The organism is Halorubrum laminariae (assembly GCF_024494655.1).
Taxonomy (GTDB): Archaea; Halobacteriota; Halobacteria; order Halobacteriales; family Haloferacaceae; genus Halorubrum; species Halorubrum laminariae.
The window spans coordinates 375499-393585 of record NZ_JANHDL010000001.1; the positions used below are offsets into that span (position 1 = coordinate 375499).

Annotated in this window: 17 protein-coding genes; 10 read left to right on the forward strand and 7 right to left on the reverse strand. The window is 68.9% G+C overall.

The annotated features are described in order from the left end of the window. Positions 1-21 precede the first annotated feature (21 nt). The 3 genes from dnaJ to tpiA form a co-directional block, all read right to left on the reverse strand. On the reverse strand, positions 22-1182 hold the full coding sequence (dnaJ, locus tag NO887_RS01840; protein WP_256416802.1) for a molecular chaperone DnaJ: 1161 nt from the start codon (positions 1180-1182) through the stop codon (positions 22-24). Between the two features lie 45 nt (positions 1183-1227). After that, entirely contained in the window at positions 1228-3156 is a 1929-nt protein-coding gene (gene dnaK / locus NO887_RS01845) for a molecular chaperone DnaK (protein WP_256416803.1), read from the reverse strand. 180 nt (positions 3157-3336) lie between these two features. Further along, entirely contained in the window at positions 3337-3981 is a 645-nt protein-coding gene (tpiA, locus tag NO887_RS01850) for a triose-phosphate isomerase (protein WP_256416804.1), read from the reverse strand. Positions 3982-4088: 107 nt separating this feature from the next. On the opposite strand from tpiA, the gene NO887_RS01855 reads away from it, so the two are divergent. Continuing rightward, entirely contained in the window at positions 4089-4874 is a 786-nt protein-coding gene (locus tag NO887_RS01855; protein ID WP_256416805.1) for a DICT sensory domain-containing protein, read from the forward strand. A 5-nt stretch (positions 4875-4879) separates the two neighbouring features. Continuing rightward, positions 4880-5287, forward strand: a complete 408-nt coding sequence (locus tag NO887_RS01860; protein WP_256417017.1) for a disulfide bond formation protein B — start codon at positions 4880-4882, stop codon at positions 5285-5287. A 32-nt stretch (positions 5288-5319) separates the two neighbouring features. On the opposite strand, the gene NO887_RS01865 is transcribed toward NO887_RS01860, so the two are convergent. Continuing rightward, the gene (locus NO887_RS01865; protein WP_256416806.1) at positions 5320-5847 is read right to left on the reverse strand and encodes a multiprotein bridging factor aMBF1; all 528 of its coding nucleotides are present in this window, start codon (positions 5845-5847) and stop codon (positions 5320-5322) included. 131 nt (positions 5848-5978) lie between these two features. On the opposite strand from NO887_RS01865, the gene aroA reads away from it, so the two are divergent. Beyond that, positions 5979-7337: a 3-phosphoshikimate 1-carboxyvinyltransferase gene (aroA, locus tag NO887_RS01870; protein ID WP_256416807.1), complete on the forward strand. Its 1359-nt coding sequence runs from the start codon at positions 5979-5981 to the stop codon at positions 7335-7337. A 419-nt stretch (positions 7338-7756) separates the two neighbouring features. Beyond that, a complete protein-coding gene (locus NO887_RS01875; protein WP_256416808.1) occupies positions 7757-8971 on the forward strand; it encodes an ArsA family ATPase in 1215 nt (404 codons plus the stop codon). A 15-nt stretch (positions 8972-8986) separates the two neighbouring features. On the opposite strand, the gene NO887_RS01880 is transcribed toward NO887_RS01875, so the two are convergent. Together NO887_RS01880 and NO887_RS01885 are read right to left on the reverse strand one after the other, a co-directional pair. Then, positions 8987-9622 (reverse strand): DUF2238 domain-containing protein, encoded by a 636-nt coding sequence (locus tag NO887_RS01880; protein WP_256416809.1) that lies wholly within the window; start codon positions 9620-9622, stop codon positions 8987-8989. Then, positions 9619-10257, reverse strand: a complete 639-nt coding sequence (locus NO887_RS01885; protein ID WP_256416810.1) for a hypothetical protein — start codon at positions 10255-10257, stop codon at positions 9619-9621. The genes NO887_RS01880 and NO887_RS01885 overlap by 4 nt, the downstream gene beginning before the upstream one ends. A gap of 91 nt (positions 10258-10348) precedes the next feature. On the opposite strand from NO887_RS01885, the gene NO887_RS01890 reads away from it, so the two are divergent. Continuing rightward, positions 10349-11146 carry a DUF2103 domain-containing protein gene (locus NO887_RS01890; protein WP_256416811.1) on the forward strand — a complete coding sequence of 266 codons (798 nt, stop codon included), beginning with the start codon at positions 10349-10351 and terminating at the stop codon, positions 11144-11146. A 254-nt stretch (positions 11147-11400) separates the two neighbouring features. Further along, entirely contained in the window at positions 11401-12126 is a 726-nt protein-coding gene (locus NO887_RS01895; protein ID WP_256416812.1) for a LysE family translocator, read from the forward strand. Between the two features lie 197 nt (positions 12127-12323). Here the strand turns inward: NO887_RS01895 and NO887_RS01900 are convergent, their stop codons facing one another. Next, positions 12324-13022, reverse strand: a complete 699-nt coding sequence (locus NO887_RS01900; protein ID WP_256416813.1) for a phosphoglycerol geranylgeranyltransferase — start codon at positions 13020-13022, stop codon at positions 12324-12326. Positions 13023-13141: 119 nt separating this feature from the next. On the opposite strand from NO887_RS01900, the gene NO887_RS01905 reads away from it, so the two are divergent. From NO887_RS01905 to NO887_RS01920, 4 genes are all read left to right on the forward strand, one after another. Next, a complete protein-coding gene (locus NO887_RS01905) occupies positions 13142-13732 on the forward strand; it encodes a DUF7310 family coiled-coil domain-containing protein (RefSeq protein WP_321169348.1) in 591 nt (196 codons plus the stop codon). A 63-nt stretch (positions 13733-13795) separates the two neighbouring features. Then, complete coding sequence (locus NO887_RS01910) at positions 13796-14266, forward strand: DUF7311 family protein (RefSeq protein WP_256416815.1); 471 nt, start codon at positions 13796-13798, stop codon at positions 14264-14266. Between the two features lie 33 nt (positions 14267-14299). Then, positions 14300-16273 carry an ATPase, T2SS/T4P/T4SS family gene (locus tag NO887_RS01915; protein ID WP_256416816.1) on the forward strand — a complete coding sequence of 658 codons (1974 nt, stop codon included), beginning with the start codon at positions 14300-14302 and terminating at the stop codon, positions 16271-16273. Beyond that, the gene (locus NO887_RS01920; protein WP_256416817.1) at positions 16270-18075 is read left to right on the forward strand and encodes a type II secretion system protein; all 1806 of its coding nucleotides are present in this window, start codon (positions 16270-16272) and stop codon (positions 18073-18075) included. Before NO887_RS01915 ends, NO887_RS01920 begins: the two co-directional genes overlap by 4 nt. The last annotated feature ends 12 nt before the right edge of the window (positions 18076-18087 follow it).

Genomic DNA, 18087 nt, shown 5'->3' on the forward strand with positions numbered 1-18087 from the left:
CGGGAGACCGTGTCGGCGATCCTAGAACGAACTCTTCAGCTTCTCGAAGAAGCCGCCGCCGACGTCGATGTCCTCGCCGCCCGCCTCGGCGAACGCTTCAAGCGCCTCGCGCTGCTCCTCGTTGAGTGATTCGGGGATGACGACCCCGACCTGCACGTAGAGGTCACCGCGGCCGCGGCGTCGCAGTCGAGGCATCCCCTTGCTCTGAAGCCGAAACGTTTCACCGCTTTGGGTCCCGGCGGGAACGTCCATCTCGACGCTGCCGTCGACGGTCTCCACTTCGATCGTGTCGCCGAAGACGGCCTGCGGGAACGATACCGCCTCGCTCACGTGCAAGTCGTCGCCGTCCCGCTCGAAGCGGTCGCCCACGTCGATGTCGACTTCGATCAGCAGGTCGCCGTTCGGCCCGCCGTTCTCGCCGGGCGCGCCCTCGCGCTCCATCCGCAGGCTCTGCCCGGAGCGGATGCCGGGCGGAATGTCCACGGAGAGCGTCGCCTCCTCGCGGACGACGCCGTCTCCGCCGCAGTCCCGGCAGTCCTCGCTGTACAGTTCGCCGTCACCCTCACACCGCGGGCACGTCGAGGTCTGCTGGACGCGGCCGAGTGGGGTTTGTTGGACCTGTTGGACCTGTCCGCGACCGTTACACTGCGAGCAGGTCTCCACGTCGGCATCGGGCGGGTGGCCCGCACCGTCGCAGGTGTCACAAGCCGTCGGGCGAGTGAGCGTGACCTGTTTGGTCGCGCCCTCGAACGCCTCCTCCAGCGTTATCTCGAGGCCGGTCTTGAGGTCCCTACCTTGTCGCGGGCGGGTGTCGGGACCGCCGCCGCCGCGACCGCCGCGGCCACCGAAGAACTGATTGAAGATATCTTCGAAGCCGCCGGCTCCGCCCGCGCCACCGGCTCCGCCGAAGGGACCACCAGCTCCGCCGGGACCGCCGCCGGTCGCGCCGCGCTTGTCGGCCTCGGTGAACCGATCGTGGCCGAGTTGGTCGTACTGGCTGCGCTTCTGTTCGTCAGTGAGCACCTCCTTGGCCTTCTGTATCTTCTTGAAGCGCTCTTCGGCGTCGTCGTCGTCGCTGACGTCCGGGTGGTGTTTGGCGGCCTGCTTGCGGTACGCCTGTTTGATCTCGTCTTCGCTGGCGTCCCGCGACACGCCCAAGACGTCGTAGAAGTCTTCGCTCATGCGTTACGTTCGTGAATGGTTGATGATCGCCGGAGCCGCTCGCAGCTACTCGTCGTCTTCGTCTTCGTCGTCCACGTCTTCGAAGTCGGCGTCGACGTACTCCTCGTCGTCCGCGTCGGCCGCGCCGCCCGGACCCGCACCGCCGGGGCCGCCGGCACCGCCCATACCGCCCATTCCGCCGGGACCGCCGGCCGCACCGCCAGCACCGCCCGGACCGGCCTGTGCCGCCTGCTCTTGGTACATCTGCTTGCCGATCTCTTGGAGTTCCTCCGAGAGCGCCTCGGTGACGGATTCCAACTCCTCGGTCTCGGCATCTTCGTCTTCGAGCGTCTCCTCGACATCGTCGATGGCCGCCTCGATATCGTCGATGAGGTCCGCGTCGAGGTCGTCTTCGTTCTCCTCAAGCAGCGTTTCGGCGCGCTGGATCGCAGTCTCGGCCTCGTTGCGCGCCTCGATGCGCTCGCGCCGCTCCTCGTCTTCTTCGGCGTGTTTTTCGGCTTCCTCCTGCATCTCCTCGATCTCCTCGTCGGAGAGGCCGACGCCGCCCTCGATGGTGATCGACTCGGCGTTGCCCGAGCCCTGGTCTTCGGCCTCGACGTTGACGATACCGTTCTCGTCGATGTTGAACGAGACTTCGATCTGCGGAGTGCCGGCCGGTGCCGGCGGGATTCCCGACAGCTGGAACGCGCCGAGCAGTTCGTTCTCCTCGGCGATTTCGCGTTCGCCCTGGAAGACGCGGACGTTGACGGAGGTCTGGTTGTCCGCGGCCGTGGTGAACACCTTCGACTCCTCGGTCGGGATCGTGGTGTTCTTCTCGATGAGCCGCTCGAACAGACCGCCCTTCACCTCGATACCGAGCGAGAGCGGGGTCACGTCCAGCAGGACGATGTCGTCCACGTCGCCGGAGAGCACGCCACCCTGGACGGCCGCGCCGAGCGCGACCGCCTCGTCGGGGTTGACGTTCTTCTTCGGCTCCTGCCCGACGAGTTCCTCGACCTCCTCTTGGACCTGCGGCATCCGGGTGGAGCCGCCGACGAGGATGACCTCGTCGATATCGCTCTTCGAGTAGCCGGCGTCCGAGAGCGCCTGCTCCGTCGGACCGACGGTGCGCTCCAACAAATCCGAAGTGAGGTTCTCGAACGTCGCCCGCGTCACGGACTGTTCGAGGTGGACCGGACCGCTGTCGGTCGCGGTGATGAAGGGGAGATTGACCGTCGTCTCCTTCTTGCTCGACAGTTCGATCTTCGCCTCCTCGGCGGCGTCTTTCAGCCGCTGGAGCGCCTGCCGGTCCTCGCGGAGGTCGATACCGTGGTTGTTCTGGAACTCCTCTGCGAGGTGGTCGATGAGCGCCTCGTCCCAGTCGTCGCCGCCGAGGTCGTTGTCCCCGTTCGTGGCGACGACCTCGTAGACGCCGCCGCCCAGATCGAGGACGCTCACGTCGAAGGTACCGCCCCCGAGATCGTACACGAGGACAGTCTGGTCGGACTCGTCGTCGAGGCCGTACGCCATCGAGGCCGCAGTCGGCTCGTTGACGATGCGCTCGACCTCGAAGCCGGCGATCTCGCCGGCGTCTTTGGTCGCCTGCCGCTGCTTGTCGTTGAAGTAGGCGGGGACCGTGATCACGGCTTTCTCGACATCGTCGCCGAGGTATTCCTCGGCGTCGCGTTTGATCTTCTGGAGGATCATCGCCGAGACCTGCTCGGGCGTGTACTCATCGTCGCCGATTGCGACGGTGTAGTCGTCTTCGCCCATGTGCCGCTTGATCGACTGGATCGTGCGGTCCGGGTTCTGGACGGCTTGGTTCTTGGCTGGCTTTCCGACGAGCCGCTCGTCGTCGTCGGCGAACGCGACGACCGAGGGCGTCGTCCGGTCGCCCTCCGCGTTCGCGATGATCTCGGGCTCGTCGCCCTCCATGACCGCGAAGGCGGAGTTGGTGGTACCGAGGTCGATACCGAGGATCTTGTTGCTCGCCATCTTGGCCACAGATAGCGGCTTGTGTCGGTTAAAGGTTACTAGACGGCGCGATCTAGTCGAGACACCGAAACCCTTCACGTCGTGCGATTATTGGATCGTGTGAGTCGATCACATCGATGTCTTTATCAAGACCCGCAAGCGCAGCATCCGCCCGAGGGTTCGGTTGGGAGGTGAATTCCCTCAGAGCCCGCTGACGAGGTCTTCGAGCACCGCCTCGGGATCGTCGGCCTTCGCGACTCCTGAGGCGAGCAGGACGCCCGATGCACCGAGGTCGCCGGCGGCCGTCACGTCGTCGCCGGTGGAGACGCCCGCGCCGCAGAACACGTCCACGTCGGGGTCGACCGCGTCCGCGGCCGCGACCGCGTCCTCGACGATCCCCGGGTCCGCGGTCGAGACGGAGATGTCACCGCCGATGAGTTCCGGCGGCTCGACCGCGACGGCGTCGGGCGAGAGCGCGGCGGCCGCGCCGACCTGCGCGGGGTTGTTCGCGCAGACGATCGTCTCCAAGTCGGCGCGCTCTGCCGCCCGCACCGAGCCGTCGATGTCGGCGAGCTTCAGCCGCTTCTCGGAGTGGTTGATGAGCGTCCCCGCGGCACCGTTGTCGGCGACCGCCTCGGCGAGCGTCGAACCGGTGTGGGAGCCGTGGGCGTTCGGCGAGACGTGCTGGGCCCACGTCTCGACGCCGGTGTCGGCGACGCGAGCGAGGTCCGCGGCCTGCGGCGAGACCGCGATCCGCGCGCCCGACGCCTCGGCGACGTCGCGGGCGGCGGTCGCGACGTCGATCGGATCGCACGGGTACGCCTTGAGGTTCACCAGGATGAACATGTAGGAAAGAGCGCTCCGCGGGCGCAAATAGGTTCGTGCTTCGTCGCGCTCGGAACGTCCCGAGACCATAAACGACCTTATACCCCGGTACTGTGGGTGCGGACGAAATGTCCCTCATCGAGCTCATCGCAGGGGTGGAAGCTCACGAGGCCACGCTGACCGTCTACAATGCCGACGCCGCAGACACGGACGCGCTCCGCGAGCACTTCGCCGACCGCAACATCCGGATCGTCGACGAACAGAGCGATGCGGGTCCCGCGGCGTTCGCGGTCCTGTCCCGTGACGGAGCGTTCGTCACCGCCGTCACCGTCGACGAACTCCTCCCCGACGGGCCTGCCGACGGCGATATCGTGGGGACCGATCCCGGCGACGGAACGCGACGCGGCGGGACTCGACGCGACGAGACTCGACGCGTCGGAGGGCCGGTCCTCGACCACCTCGACGAGACGATGTTCACCTCCTACTCGCGAGCCGACATGGTCGCGGCATCAAGAGAAATAGAAGACCGTGCGTGGCGCGTCGGCGACGGCGAACTCCACGCGGGGTTCCAGACGCTCGACGTGCTCACCGGCGAGACCGACACCTACGACGTGCTCGGCGAGAAGACAGATCTCGACGTGCACGCGTACGCGGCCGACGAGGGGAACGCACCCGACGTGAAACACTACACCGTTCACGTCGGCCGCACCGCCGAAATACGCGAGATGTGGTTCGTCGCCTACGACGGCGGCGACATCGACGAGGCGAAGTGCGCGCTGCTCGCCGAGGAGCGCAGCGACGGAGAGTTCTACGGGTTCTGGAGCTACGACCCCGAGACAGTTGACGACATCATCGACTACCTGACGGAGCAGTACGGCGGATCGGGACAGACAGACGGCGGGGCGGCGGCGTGACGCGAATCTCGGAGACGACCGTGTGGCTGTCGGCCGCGACGCTCGTCGCGACGGTCGCGACCGCGGGGAGCCTCTGGTTCAGCCTCGGGCTCGGGCTCACCCCGTGTGACCTGTGTTGGTACCAGCGGATCCTCATGTATCCCCTCGTCGTCGTGCTCGGCGTCGCGACCGTCGAGCGTCGGGCGGCGGTCTCGCGGACCGCGCTGCCGCTCGCGGGACTCGGTGTTGTCTTCTCCGCGTACCACTCGTACCTCCAGGCGACGACGGCGCAGTGCTCGCTCGGCGGCCCGTGTGCGTCGGTTCAGTGGCAGAGCCCGGTTGTCGGGCTCACGATCCCGAACCTCGCGCTCGTGGCGTTCGTCGCGATCGCGGCGCTGTCGGTCGGCGCGTGGCTGCGCGTCGAGCGTCGATGAGTGGGGGAGACAGCTGAAAAGTCGGAACGCCGTCAGTCTTTGCGCTTGACCACGTCGCCGAGGGTCATGGTCCCCGAGTCGCCGGAGTCCCAATCGGCGTCCTCGACGGATTCGCCCTCGACGAGAGAGATGTCGAGTGCGCGTTCGAGTTTGCGCTGGACCTCGTCTGTCGGAAGCGTGTCGCCGCGTTCGAGCTTGCGGATGAGGCTCGCCTTCTCGTTGAGCTGATCGGCGAGCTCCTCTTGGCTCTGTCCGCTCGACTCGCGGGCCGTACGGATGCGCTCGTCGTAGTCCGTCGCGATCTCGTCCATGTCATCGAACATGTCGCGGGGACGGGTCGATCCGCCGGACGAAGCGGACGAGGAGGACGACGAGGAAGACGAAGACGACGTCCCGGTGCTGGAACTCGTGGAGTACTTGCTGCCGGCGGAGCTCGTGGACTCGTCGCGGACCTCGGTACCGAAGTCCGTACACGAACTGCAAAGCTCCAGCTCAGCGCCTTCGACCTTCGTCGTCGTCAGCGACGCCTGCTCGGCACCACACATCTCACACTGAGGCATACGCACCGCTAACGTTCCCGGTGGTATAAAGGGTGCGCCGGCCGCCGAGAGCGACGAGGAGCGACCAAATCCACCGATCAGAATCGTGCCGCGTCCGGTACCGACTTATCTACGGGGACGGCAGGGAACGTATGGACGTTCACGTCACCGGCTCAACCGTACGAGGGTCGACTCGCGCGCCGTCGTCGAAGAGCTACACGCACCGCGCGCTGTTGGCCGCCGGATACAGCGACGGTGCGACCGTGCGGTCACCGCTTGTCTCTGCGGACACGAAGGCGACCGCGCGCGCCGTGAGCGCGTTCGGCGGCAGGGTGAACGCAGGCGATGAGATCCCTGACGACGCCAAGACGCTCGCGATCGACGGGTTCGGCGGCCGTCCCGCCGTTCCCGAGGACGTGATCGACTGCATGAACTCGGGGACCACGATGCGGCTCGTCACCGCCGCGGCCGCCCTCGCGGACGGAACGACCGTGCTCACGGGCGACGGATCGCTCCGATCGCGCCCGCAGGGGCCGCTTCTCGACGCGCTCTCCGATCTCGGCGTGCGCGCGGAGTCGACGCGGGACAACGGGCTGGCCCCGCTCGTCGTCACCGGCCCGCTCGCGGGCGGCGAGGTCGCCATCCCCGGTGACGTCTCCTCGCAGTACGTCACGGCGCTGCTCATGGCCGGCGCGGTCACCGACGACGGGATCGAAATCGACCTCACGACCGCGCTCAAGTCGGCTCCGTACGTCGACATCACGCTCGAACTGCTCGGCGAGTTCGGGATCGAGGCGACCCCTGTCGACGACGGCGGCGACCCGATCGACGGCGCGGCGGGCGCGGCGGGCTTCGTCGTCCCCGGCGGACAGACCTACGAGCCCGCCGGCGGGAGCTACGCGGTGCCCGGCGACTTCTCGTCGATCTCGTACCTCCTCGCTGCGGGCGCGATCGCCGGCAAGAGCGGAGGGGACGGCGAGACCGTCCGGATCGAGGGCGCGCGGCCGAGCGCGCAGGGCGACGCCGCGATCGTCGAGATCGCAGAGCGCATGGGGGCCGCCGTCGACTGGGACCGCGACGCCGGCGCGATCACCGTGGAACACTCTCCGCTGTCCGGCGTCGCGGTCGACGTGGGCGACACGCCCGATCTGCTTCCCACTATCGCCGTGCTCGGAGCCGTCGCCGACGGCGACACGCGGATCGAGAACTGCGAGCACGTCCGCTACAAGGAGACGGACCGGGTGTCGGCGATGGCCGAGGAGCTGGGGAAGATGGGCGCAGAGACAACGGAGGATCCCGACGTTCTCACCGTCCACGGCGACGAGAGCGACCTCCGCGGAGCGACCGTGGACGGCCGTGCGGACCACCGGATCGTGATGGCGCTCGCGGTCGCCGCGCTGGCCGCCGAGGGGACCACGACGATCCGCGGCGCGGAGCACGTCGACGTCTCGTTCCCGGACTTCTTCGAGACGATGGCGGATCTGGGGATGGACGTGGAACGCGACAAATGAGGCAACGCCGACCACACGACCGCGGTGGGAACTGCGTCGACACCGGACACGCGGTGGCGCGCCGTGAGCGGCCGCGCACCGCGGCCGCGAACGCCCGCGAGGTCACCGGCGCTTGCGCCGGTTGCCAGAGAATCTTCGATTCTCGCTGGAGGCCAGCGGGGACCGCGATGCGGTGCGGTCCCGCGGCCCCCGCCGGCCGAGGCTGGGGAGGCGTGAGGCGCGGGTCGGGTGCTGTCGGGTAGTGCGGTGGCGATGATCGCGTCGGGCGCAACGAGTACCCACACACCCCCGTCCAGCCGAGCGGTTGGTGTATCGGTGGGGTCGCTCGCCTGAGCAAGCGACGTAGAGAGGGCAGATCGCCACACGCCCGTCTGTGACGGACCGACGGGTACACAAGTCCGCCGCGACGACACGGGAGTATGGACGATATCGACGTCGAGCCCGTCGACCGCGTCGACGAGACAGACGAGGTCGCTGACGCGGCAGGTACCGAGGAGGGCGCGGACGCCGACGTTCCGGTCGAATCCGCGGAGACAACCGATCTCCCCGCCGGCGTCGACGCCCCGGAGTACGTCCTCTACGGCGGGAAAGGCGGCGTCGGGAAGACGACCATGGCGGCCGCCACGGGGCTCGCCTCGGCAGCCGGCGGCGTCCGGACGCTCGTCGTCTCGACCGACCCCGCACACTCGCTGTCGGACACCTACGAGACGGACATCCCCGCCGAGCCGACGCGCATTCGCGAGGAGATTCCCCTGTACGCGGCCGAAATCGACCCCGACGCCGCGATGGATGAGGGAATGTTCGGAGCCGACGCCGACCCCCTCGGCGGGCTCGGCGAGATGGGCGAGATGATGGGCGGGATGGGTGGCGACGGACCGATGGGCGGCGCGGGCGACGGCAGCGACGCCGCCGGCGACACGGCAGACGGCGACGAGGGTCTCGGCGGGCTCCTCGGCGGGACGATGCCCGGAGCCGACGAGGCCGCCGCGATGCGCCAGCTCCTCGAATACCTCGACGATCCGCGGTTCGACCGCGTCATCGTCGACACCGCGCCAACGGGGCACACCCTTCGACTCTTACAGCTCCCCGAGATCATGGATTCGATGCTCGGCCGCGTGATGAAGCTCCGCCAGCGCTTCTCGGGCATGATGGACGGGATCAAGGGAATGTTCGGCGGCGACGACGACCCCGACCCTTCCGCGGACCTCGACGAGCTTCGCGACCGAATCGAGCGCCTGCGGGCCGTGCTCCGAGACCCGGGACAGACCGACTTCCGCGTCGTGATGATTCCCGAAGAGATGAGCGTCGCGGAGTCCGAGCGGCTTGTCTCCCGCCTCGACGAGTTTCAGATCCCGGTGAACACGCTCGTCGTCAACCGCGTGATGGAGGGCATCGGCGACGTGGCCGGGCCGGCGGCGACCGGCGGAGACGCGCCCACTATCGATCCCGAGTGGATCGTGGAGCCGAACCCCGACACCTGCGAGTTCTGCGCGCGCCGGTGGGAGGTCCAGCAGGCCGCGCTGCGACGCGCGACCGATCTGTTCCGCGGCCGCGAGGTGAAACGCGTCCCGCTGCTCGCGCGAGAGGTCCGCGGCGAGGCCGCGCTGCGGGTCGTCGCGGCGTGTCTGGCGTGACATACGGAATGGCCGCTACTCGCGCGCGCCAGCGAGCAGCCGATCGCGAACCGTCTCCGCGACTCCGGAGAGATGTGCCTGTCCGAACAGCCCGACGAGCACCGCGCCCGCGGTGTTGTACATGAGGTCAAGGACGGTGTCGTCGAGCCCGTGTTGGGCGAGCGGCATGTCGATCCCGGTCTCGGTCGCGACGATGTCGAGCCCGAACTCGAACAGCTCCCAGACGACGCCGAACGCGAGCACGACGACGACGATGAACACGAACGCGAACCGCGGCGGGATCCGGATCCCGTCGCTGTGGAGGTCGACCGCCCGCAGCGACGTGTAGCCGACGGCGGCGACGAGCGACGCGGACAGCGCGTGCGTGACGTGGTCCCACCACTCGACCCGTGCGTAGAAGCCGGCGGATCCAACCGTATGGAGGAAGACGGCGATCGTGATCCACAGCGCGAGCCATGGGTCGAGCGGGAGGTCGTACCGGCGTTCGAGCGCCGCCGGGATCAGCGTGACCAAGAGGGAGATGACCCCGTTGCTTATCGCCTTCTGTTCGCCCGCGAGGAAGCCGTAGGCGACGATGCCGATGAGAAACAGCTGCATGGAACCCGTGAGCCGGCGCTGCGACCGGAGCGAGGGGCGAGGCAGGAGCGTCATCGTCGCATCACCCGTCGAATGCTGCGGCGGAGGCGTCGTCCGCGGTTCCGGAAGTAGGCGTCGAAGAGGAAGCCGGCCGCAAGCCCCGCCAGCGTGACGTAGATCCACTCGATCATTAGCGCGTCGTTCGTCGTCAGATACGCGGTCCCGACCGTTCGGTCGAGGTTCCATCGGAGGACCGTCCACACCGCCGCGGTCGCGAGCGTCGCCATGACCACGAAGACGACCGCGAACCAGTGGGTGACCCGTAGACGGGTGAACATGTGGAGGTCGACGGTGATCACGAGCGCGAGCGCGGCGATCGCGACGTACGTCGCGAACGTGCCCAACTCGCCGCCCAGAAGCGCGCGCACGAGCACCGGTAACAGCGCGAGCCCGACCAGCTCCGCCGGGAGCGTCACCCGCCAGTCGCGGGCCGCGACGGTGGGCGCGAGCACGACCGCGCCGAGTCCGACGACGATCGCCGCCGCGATCAGATCGGCGTCGAGCGCGCTCTCGACGAGCACGGCGACGAGCACGGCGACCATCGCCCACGCCGCCAGCGCGTTGACCCGTCCGTCGCGGACGAGTCGGGCTATCCGGTCTTCGACAGCCTCTTCGCCGACATCGCGGTCGTCTCGCCGATCCCTCGCCATACCGAGACTGGAGGCCGAGGACACTAATATGGGTTGCTCCGACGGCGATCGCAACGGACGCCCTTTTGTCGGTCACGCGCCTCTGGTCGGTATGAACTGTCGGCGGTGTGGAACCCCGCTTCGAAAGCCCGGGGACTACTGTCTCACCTGCAACACCGCCAACGCAGACGCCGTCGTCGCGGAGTTCGAGTCAGACCGCGCGCGGCTCACGATGCTCGACGAAGACGAGATCGCCGGCGAGACGACGGTGACGACTCGCCCCGAGAGCGCGGAGCGACTGAGCGAGATCCAACTGCGGAACTTCGCCGGACGCGTCGCCGACGAGATACGGCGGAAGCGCCCCGACACCGTCTACGCCGCCGGCGAGCGCGAACCGCTCCGAGAGACGCGGGCGCAACTCCACCACGAGTTCTACCGCGTGCCGAACGCGAAGTCGGACCGCGAGCCGCGCCGCGGTACCGCCGCGACCGACGAGGACGACCGTGACGCCCGCGACGCGAGCCCCGTCGTCGAATGGGTGCTCGACCGTCGCGGTGACCGCGCACTCGACGTGGTCGAGACGCCGCCGCGCGAGAAAATCGGCGGTTCGCACTCGACGCTCATCGGCGACCGGAAGGGGCGAAAAGCCGTCAGCACGGTCGCTGAGCACCCGCACGTCAAGAAAATCGTCCCGGGACCGATCGACGCCGGCGGCACGGGATCGCGGACGGGACTCCGCGCGAAGGCGACCCGCGCCGGCACCAACGGGAACGTCCGACTCCTCCTCCGCGACGGCTCAAGCGTGCAGGAAAACCGGATCGTCACCACCGCGATGGACCGCGAGACCGGCGAGCGCGTGCGAGCCGATCTCAACGGAGCACTGCGAGACGCAGGACTGCAAGACGAGTGACGGCGGCGGACGAGCGAGGTCGATCGGTGAGCGGGGGCCACCGACGAGCCGAGGCCACCGACGAGCCGAGGCCACCGACGAGCCGAGGCCACCGACGAGACTGACCGGCAGACACGCGGTCGTGTTCCTCTCCGGTCACCAGTGATCATATCTCACGGACAGTGTCGAGAAATCCGACGTAACGGGTGTTTTGAGGGCCTACAGTACCGATCTGATTCGCGGACTTTTTCACAAAAACGGGCGTATCTGCGGACGTGAATCTCCTCGTCACGATCGGTTCCGGCGTCGTCTTCGGTCTGGCGCTCGCCGCCCCGCCGGGGCCGATGAACGCCGTGATCGCCGAGGAATCGGTACTCCGGGGGCGTGTGGCCGGAGTTCGTGCCGGGCTCGGTGCCGCCACCGCCGACGCGATGTTCTTCCTGCTCGCGTACCTCGGCGTCGTCGCAGTCGTCGAGTCGCTCCCGCTGTTGCGAGCCGTCATGATCGCGGTCGGGGGCGTCTTGATGCTGTATTTCGCTGTCGACACGGCCCGCGGAGCGCGGGCGTCGTTCCGTCCCACGTCCGGCGACGAGCCGTCTATCGAGGCCGACAAGGGGTTTCGCAAGGCTCTGGTGCTCGCACTGACAAATCCCTACCAAGTGCTGTTCTGGCTGACGGTCGGCGTCGGACTGTTACGACCCGGCGAACTCGACGTGCTGTCGCGGCTGCCAGTGATCGGCGCAGACTTGGCCGGCACCCTCGTCGTCGCTACGGGGTCGCCGGCGCTGATAGGCGGATTCTTCCTCGGCGTGCTGATCTGGATCGTCGGCTTTCCGACCGGCCTCGTCGCGGCCGAACGCCGGATCGAGACGTTCGCGCCCGTCGTCGCCGTCGGTTCCGCAGCCGTGCTCGCCGGCTTCGGCATCTACTTCCTGTACGACGCCGCGACGACGTTCGAGGCGCTATCGATCGTCGACACATCTGTTCTTCTGGCAAATTGACATCCTCCCCGCGCTGAAGGGCGAGGCTTTCTCCTCGATTCTCCGTAAATGGTGGGACGTTGATCGATGAGAGTCACCAGCCAATTGCTGGCGACCAGAAATCCCCGATTTCTGGTTAGCAGTCAGAACTCGGAGAGTTCTGACGACACCCTCAAGGAGCGAACGGCGTCAGCCGTGAGCGAGTAGGGTGGGGTAGTTCACGCGTCTTTCGCGCCCGTCACCGTCTCGCGAACCGCGTCGACGCCCTCGTCGTGGAGCAGGTCGCCGACGACGACCACGTCGCTGTGGGCGGCCATCTCGTTTGCGGACTCGTAGTCGTGGACCCCACCGCCATAAAAGAGGGTGGCGTCGTCGAGCGCGTCGTGGGCGGCCGCGACCTTCCCCGTGTCGCCGAACATGCCCGAGTACTCGACGTAGACGATCTCTTGGCCGAACATCCGCTCTGCCACCTTCGCGTAGGCGGCCACGTCGTCGGCCGTGAGGTCGCAGTCGGCGTCCGTCAGTTGGGCTACGGAGGCCTCGGGGTTCAACACGATGTACGCCTCGGTGTGCGTGCGGCTCCAGTCGAGGTCGTCGATGCGGACCCACTCCTTGTGCGCGCCGGTGATCCAGAACGGGCCGCCGGCGTTGAACACCGTCGGGATCAGGTAGCCGTCGAGGGAGGGCGAGTCGATGACGACGCCCGGGTTCGACGGTTCCTGATACAGCGGCACGTCGTACTCGGCCGCGGCGTCGACGACTCGCGTCATCTTCTCCGCGGTGACGTCGAGAGTCCCGCCGATCTCGATCGCGTCGGTTCCGGTCCGGCAGACGTCCTCGAAGGTCTCCCCGTCCCGAAGCTCTTTATCGGGATCGACTTTCAGCACGTGATCCCAGTCGTCCCACGGATTGCTCATCGGACACGAATCCTCCGGGCGGAACCAAAAAGGTGCGGAACCTGCCTCGAAGCGGGAAGCAGTCGAGGACGAGAGTGGCCTCCCGAGCGTTTATGTACCGAGTCGCGGCCAACCGCCACGTGACAGACACCACCCGATCAGACGACCGAGGGATCGGCGACGATGAGGCAACGGCGATCGACGAGCGGCTTCGCGCCGTCGAACGCGCGCTCACCGGCTCCGACGCGGCGGTGGCGGACATCGCCGACGGTGCGGAGGCGACCGCCGAGCGACGGGCGATCGGCTCGCGGCTCACAGATCTCGAAACACGCGTCGAGGAACTGGAGGCGGCGACGCAGGCGCTTCGAGGGTACGCCGGCGCGGTTCGCGCGGTCAACACCGAGGTCGAGCGGCGGGCGGATCTCGCGCTCGCCAGAGCAAGCCGCGAGCGGGATCGCGAGGACGCGCACGCAGGTCAGGGATCGGACCCAGACTCGGATCCGATCGACGAGGGAACCGGCGAGCGGCCGACGGCGTCGGCACTCGACGCCGCCGTGCCTTTCGACTCAACTAGCGGGGGGAGCGGCCATCGGCTCGGAGAGGATCGGGAATACGGCGGCACAGACGAAACCGGAACGGCCGATGAACGCGGTAGGACCGGAACAGGTGGGACGGCCGGATCGGGATCGTGGAGCCGAGAGACGCTGACCCGTCTCCGTGAGTCGCTGTAGCATTACACGGGCGCACTGCGACGCGTCGCGGGCGAAACGGTCAGTACGGTCGGAGCAGCCGGCGTGATACGCGTCGTCCTCACCGTCGCTGTCGCCGTGGCGCTCATCGCCGCGTCGATGCCGGCGCTGGAGACGGCCCGCGTCACCACGACGGCGGAGCGACTCGACGGGGAAGCAGACCGAATCGAGCGGTCGACCGCACGGGTCGTCTCCGGATCGGTCGCCGTCGCGGACCCGTCGCTCGCCGCGCGGACGAGCACGGTGGTCCGCGTTCCGACCGGAATCACCGCGGCGCGGATCAGTTGGATCGCGCTCGTCGAGATCGGCGGCGCAGGGGCTGACCCCGCGATTGCGTTGCGCTACCGGACCGCCGGGGGACGCGACCGCATCATCGCTGTTCGCACTGCCGCCGTTCCCGCGAGAGTCGAACTCGCCACCGGGCAGATAGACCTCCGTCCAAGCGGTGAGAGCCGGATCGAACTCCGGTACGTCGACGACGGCGGGCCGACGGTTCGGATCGCTCGTGTCGGGTGACGGTTTATACACGATGCGGCGGCCACGGCCGCCATGACCTTCGATCGTTCCGCACTCTCGCGTCTCGGCGGTGACTCGCTCCCATCGCTCCGCTCGCTTCCGTGGGCCGAGGACGACGCGTCCGCCTGTCGGTGTGATCCGACGTTCAGGGAACCCGTCGGAACCGGCGTCGACGACCGCGTCGTACTCGCGGTCGACGCAGACAAGTGTCCCGGCCGTGGCGACCTCGCTGCCAGCCCCGACTGTCTCGCGACTGTTATCACGGCGTTGACCGACCGGGACGCGGACATCGTCCGGACACACCACGGCGGGAGGGAGCGGACGTATGCGGGGCGTGCCGCCGCGTGTCTGATCGCCGCTGGTCGGTTCTGCGAGCAAGTCGCGTTCCACGAGTCGCGGCTCGCCGATCGCGTGCGTCGAGATCCGGTCGCGGCCGCCCGCGAGGCCGACGGGCGGGCTGGCGTTCCGAAGCGGATCGCTGCCGAAACCGCACTGTCGGAAGTTGTGGCGGGTGCCGACACAACCGGTGACGTGCTCCGCGCACACACCGGACCACAGATTGCGGCGACGCGCGTCGCGTCGGAGCCGCCGCCGCGAGCCGTCCTCGTCGATCGTTGGGACCTCGACACCGGTGCGACGGTGCGGCTGTACGAGGGCGAGAAGACGCTTCGGACGTATCACCTCACGCCACCCGCGGCCGGTCTCGACGACGAAGCGATCGCACGGCTCGCCGCGGCCAAAGACAGGCTTCTCGACGATCCGGTCGGCGGCGACAGGGCACCGGGACGGGCCGTTCGAGCGATCGCGGCCGAGGGGGACTCGGTATCCACGCTCGTGGACGTGCTTCGACGACACACCCGGGGATACGGCGTGTTCGAGCACGTGTTCGCGGACGACCGCGTGAGCGACGCGACGCTGACGGCACCCGTCAGCGAGAATCCGCTCCGGGTCGTCGTCGACGGAGAGCGCTGTCGAACGAACGTTCGACTCCCGCCGGAAGGCGCTGCGACGCTGGCGTCTCGGCTCCGGCGAACGAGTGGACGGGGATTCTCCCGCGCCAGTCCGACGCTCGACGCGACGCTGGAGACGGAAGCGGGACGGGTTCGAGTCGCTGCGACGACCGCTCCGGCGAGCGACGGACTGGCGTTCGCGTTCCGTCGCGGTGACCCCGACGCGTGGACGCTCGCGCGACTCGTCAGCGTCGGAACGGTCACGGCCGACGCCGCGGGGCTGCTCTCCGTTGCGGTCGAACGGGGCGTGACCGGCCTCGTTGCGGGCGGTCGCGGTGCCGGAAAGACGACCGCGCTCGGGTCGCTCCTCTGGGAGTTGCCGCCCAAGACGCGGTCGATCCTCATCGAGGACACACCAGAATTGCCGGCGGCCGCCGTGGCCGCGGCCGGCCGCGACGCCCAGCGCCTCCGCGTCGGCGACGGCGCGGAGCCGTCGCCGAGCGAGGCAGTCCGGACCGCACTCCGACTGGGCGGCGGCGCGATCGTCGTCGGCGAGGTTCGCGGCGAGGAGGCGCGGGCACTGTACGAGGCGATGCGGGTGGGTGCAACCGGCGAGACGGTGCTTGGAACGATTCACGGAGAAGATCCGAGCGCCGTCAGAGAGCGCGTCGTCACCGACCTCGGCGTCCCGGTGTCGTCGTTTGCGGCGACCGACCTCGTCGTACTCCTAGACGACCACGAGGTGACCGTCATCGCGGAGGTCGTCGACCGCGACGGCGACGCGACGTTCGAACCGCTGTACGAGCGGACCGGATCGGGATTGGTGCCGACAGGACGGATCGACCGCGGCGAGAGCCGATTGGTCGGCCGGCTCGCCGCGCCGGGCGAGTCGTACGCCGACAGCAGAACGGCGATCCGGCGACGGGCGGAACGGATTCGAACGGCAGTTCGGACGGGGTGCGTGAGCCCGGATCGATACGTCGATATTGATGTCGAGGTTGATGTCGAGTCTACCGACCGCGACGCCAGTGGCGTCAGCGGCGGGACGGCCCGATGACGGCCACAGACGGATCGGCGGACGGTTCGACCGGAACACGAGTCGAGCGTGACGGCGAACCCGGATCGTCGGAGCTGCGTCGGTCGCTGTCGTTTCTCGGCTGGGACCGTTCGGCCGAGTCCGTGATCGAGGTCGGGAACCGAACGGGCGTCGTCGTCGGTCTCGGCGTCGCTCTCGTCGCGGCGGTCGTCGTCGTCGCACCGGCCGCGGGAGGGATCGCGGGACTCGTCGCCGGACTCGGCGCGACGCACGTCGTCCACCGCGGCCCCGTGTGGCTCGGGTCGCTCCGCCGAACCCGGGCGCTCGGCGCTGCGCCCGGGCTCGTCGGGCGGCTCGTGTTGCGGATGCGGCTCGATCCCTCGACGGAGCGTGCCGTCCGATTCGCCGCCCGAACCGGAAACGGACCGTTGGCCGACGCGCTAGCCCGCCACGAGCGGAGGAGCGCGGCCGTTCCGACGAGCGGGCTCCGGGCGTTCGCCCGCGAGTGGCAGCCGTGGTTCCCGGCCGTCGACCGGGCGGCCGCGCTCGTCCGAACGGCGGCCTCGGCACCGGCGGAGCGACGGGGACGATGCCTCGATCGGGCCCTTGACGCGACGATCGCCGGGACGACGGACCGGCTCGCCGCCTTCGTCGGAGAGGTCCGCGGGCCCGTCTCCGCGCTGTACGCGTTCGGCGTCCTCCTGCCGCTCGCGATGATAGCCCTGTTACCCGCGGCCGCGGCGTCGGGCGTTCCGATCGGGCCCGGGATCGTCACGGGGCTGTACCTCGTCGCGCTGCCGACGGGCCTGCTCGTCGCGTCCGGGTGGCTGCTCTCGCGCCGTCCGGTCGCGTTCGCGCCGCCGGAGATAGGAAGCGATCACCGAGACGTGCCGGACCGCGGTCCGCACGCGGCCGCGGCCGGGATCGGGTCCGGCTTCGTCGCTGCCGCGCTCGCCGCATGGGGTGTCGCTCGGTGGGCGGCACCCGTGGCGGGGATCGGCGTCGGGGTCGGCATCGCACTGCTCGTCGCCGTCCGTCCCCGCCGAGCGGTGCTCGCGAACGTGCGCGCGGTCGAGCGGAGCCTCCCGGACGCGATGACTGTGATCGGCGGTGACGTCGCCGAAGGCGTCGCGGTCGAGGTCGCGATCGCGAACGCGGGTGAACGGATAGACGACGCGACGGGCGAACTGTTCGAGCGCGCCGGGCGTCGGAGCGACGCGCTCCGCGTCGGCGTGCGAGAGGCGTTCCTCGGCCGCGGCGGGCCGGCGGTCACGGTTCCGTCTCCACGGGTCAACGGAGCGATCGCGCTCCTCGCCGTCGCCGCGCGCGAGGGTCGCCCCGCCGGCGACGTGCTGCTCGAACTCGCCGATCAGCTGGAGGAACTCCGCGCGCTCGAAGGCGACGCTCGGCGGCAGCTCGCGACCGTGACGGGAACACTGACGAACACCGCGGCCGTGTTCGCGCCGCTCGTCGGTGGGGCGACAATCGCGCTCGCGACCGGGATCGACACGGTCGACATCACGGCGGTCGGGACCGGTGCCGCCGCGGGCGCGGACGCGCTCGGAGGCAGTGGAGTTCCCGCGAGCGCCACCGATCCGCGAGGCGGATCCGACCCGGGCGCGACGGCGGCGCTCGCGGTGCCGGTGCTCGGACGGATCGTCGGCGCGTACGTCCTGATCCTCGCGGGGCTTCTCACCGCGCTCGCGACCGGCCTAGAACGCGGCTTCGACCGGACGCTCGTCGCGTACCGGATCGGGATCGCGTTGCCGACCGCGACGGCGACGTACCTCGTCTCCTTTCTCGGAGCCGGACTCCTGCTGTAGCACGGGGCCGGC